Origin of the sequence: Immundisolibacter sp., assembly GCF_028696615.1 — a bacterium.
Taxonomy (GTDB): domain Bacteria; phylum Pseudomonadota; class Gammaproteobacteria; order Immundisolibacterales; family Immundisolibacteraceae; genus Immundisolibacter.
In genome coordinates, this window is record NZ_JAQVGQ010000318.1 from 1 (window position 1) to 2,572 (window position 2,572).

A 2,572-nucleotide genomic window follows, 5' to 3' on the forward strand; every position below is an offset into this window, starting at 1 on the left:
CTGCGCCTTGGAAGTGTGGCGCCAAGTCGGCCAGCAGACCGGCATCCGCGCCCGCGACGAACTGCGTCGCGGCGTCGAGCGCGCCATCCTGGAACTCGGCCAAGGCTTTCTGGCCGAACCTGCCAACACCGAGCTGCGCGCCGCGCTGACCACAGGCCAGCTCACCCCCGTCGGCTACTTCCAGCAACTGCTGCGCCTGGTCTACCGGCTCATCTTTTTGCTCACGGTCGAGGAACGCGGCCTGCTGCACCCGTGCGCCAGCGATCCCGCCGCCCAACGGCTGTACGAACGCGGCTACGGCCTGCGCCGGCTGCGCGAGCGCGCCGTGCGCCACAGCGCACACGACGCACACACCGATCTCTACGCCGCGCTGAAAGTCACCTTCCGCGGTCTGGCCAGCGGCGAGCCGCGCCTGGCGCTGCCCGCCTTGGGCGGCCTGTTCGGCAGCGAGCAGACCCCTTGGCTCGACGCCGCCCAGCTGCAAAACCGCCACCTATTGGGCGCGCTCTGGGCGCTGGCCTGGATCGCCCGCGACGGCGCCACCGAGCGCGTCAATTGGCACGACATGGGGCCGGAGGAGCTCGGCAGCGTCTACGAGAGCTTGCTGGAACTGGTGCCGGTGGTCGACGCGGGCGCCACCCGTTTCAGCTTCGCCGGCGGCGATGAGACCCGCGGCAACGCCCGCAAGCTTTCCGGCAGCTACTACACGCCCGACAGCCTGGTGCAGGCGCTGCTCGACTCGGCGCTGGAGCCGGTCATCGCGCAGAAAAAGGCCGAGCGCCCCGACGACGAAGCCGCCGCCATCCTCTCCATCACCGTCATTGATCCTGCGGTCGGCAGCGGCCACTTCCTGCTCGCCGCCGCGCGGCGGCTGGCCGCGCACCTGGCGCGCGCCCGCGCCCAGGGCCAGCCTGGCGCCGCCGAGCACCGCCGCGCGCTGCGCGAGGTGGTCTCCAACTGCCTGTTCGGCGTGGACCGCAACCCCATGGCGCTGGAACTGGCCAAGATCGCCCTGTGGCTGGAAGCGATGACCCCCGAAGCCCCGCTGTCGTTTCTGGACCCGCACCTGGTGCTGGGCGACGCCCTGCTCGGCGTGCTCGATCCGGCCGGCCTCGCCCAAGGCATCCCGGACGACGCCTTCAAGCCGCTCACCGGCGACGACAAACCCACCTGCGAGCGGCTCAAAAAGCGCAACCGCGAGGCGCGCAAGCTATTGCAGCGGCTGACCGAGCAGAGCCCGCAATTCAGCATCGACTTTGCCCGCGACACTCTCGCCACCAAGCTCGCCGCGCTCGACGCTCTGCCCGACGACACGCTGGAACAAATCGCCGCCAAGCACGCCGCGTATGAATCCGTGCGCGCGCAGCAGGAACAGGCGTTCCTGGCCGAAGACCTGTTGCTCGCCGCCTACCTCTGCCCCAAGCGGCCGGAAACCGAAGCGTGCATCCCCACCACCGAGCACCTGCTCGCCGCGCTCACTGGCCAGCCGGTGGACGAAGCGGTGATCGCAACCGCGCGCCAGATCGCCCGCGCCCACCACGTACTGCATTGGCGCGAAACCTTCGCCCAGGTATTGAAAAACGGCGGTTTCGACTGTGTGCTCGGCAACCCGCCGTGGGAGCGCATCAAGCTGCAGGAACAAGAATTCTTCGCCAACCATGCGCCCGATGTCGCGAACGCCCGCAACAAGGCCGAACGCGCCCGCGCCATCGCCGCGCTGGAGCGCGCGCCGGCCGGCAGTCCCGAACGGCATCTGTTCGAGGCGTTCGCGAGCGCCAAACGCGCCGCGGAGGCCGCCAGCGCCTTTGCCCACGACGGCTGGCGCTACCCGCTCACCGGCGTCGGGGACGTCAACACCTACGCCCTCTTTGCCGAAACCGCGCTCGCTCTGCGCGCGCCACGAGGCCGCGCCGGCATCATCGTCCCGAGCGGCGTCGCCACCGACGACTCCACCAAGGCGTTCTTCGCGCACCTGGCTGACGGCCGGCTGGTGAGTCTATTCGATTTCGAGAACCGCGACGCGATGTTTCCCGGCGTGCACCGCAGCTACAAATTCAGCATCCTCACCCTCGGCCAGGCCGAGCGCGCGGAGCTCGCGTTCTTCCTCACCGCCCCGGAGCAGCTCAAGGATGCGCGCCGCCGCTTCTCGCTCACGCCCGAGGAATTCGCCCTCATCAACCCCAACACCCGCACCTGCCCGGTCTTCCGCAGCCAGGCCGACGCCGAGCTCACCAAGAAGATCTACCGCCGCGTGCCGGTACTGTGGGATGAGCGCCGGCCGGACGGCAACCCGTGGGGCCTCACATTCGCGACGCTGTTTCAGATGTCCAACGACAGCCACCTGTTCCGCACCGCCGACCGGCGCGGCGACCTGCAAGACCCGGTGCCGCTGTATGAAGCCAAGCTGATCCACCAGTTCGACCACCGCTGGGCCACCTACGCCGGCGCGCAGGAGAAACTGACCGACGACGACGCAGCCGACGGCGCCCGCGACAGCACGGACGGCGAAAAGGCCCGCCCCGACTACATAGTCACACCGCGCTACTGGGTGGAGCGCGCCGAAGTCGAGGCG

The 2,572-nt window shown here is 69.5% G+C and carries 1 protein-coding gene; it reads left to right on the top strand.

Translation table 11 applies throughout. The features are described 5' to 3' along the window. Positions 1-13 precede the first annotated feature (13 nt). A partial coding sequence (locus PHC73_RS13795) for an N-6 DNA methylase (protein ID WP_300129404.1) occupies positions 14-2,572 on the top strand: 2,559 nt, incomplete at its 3' end.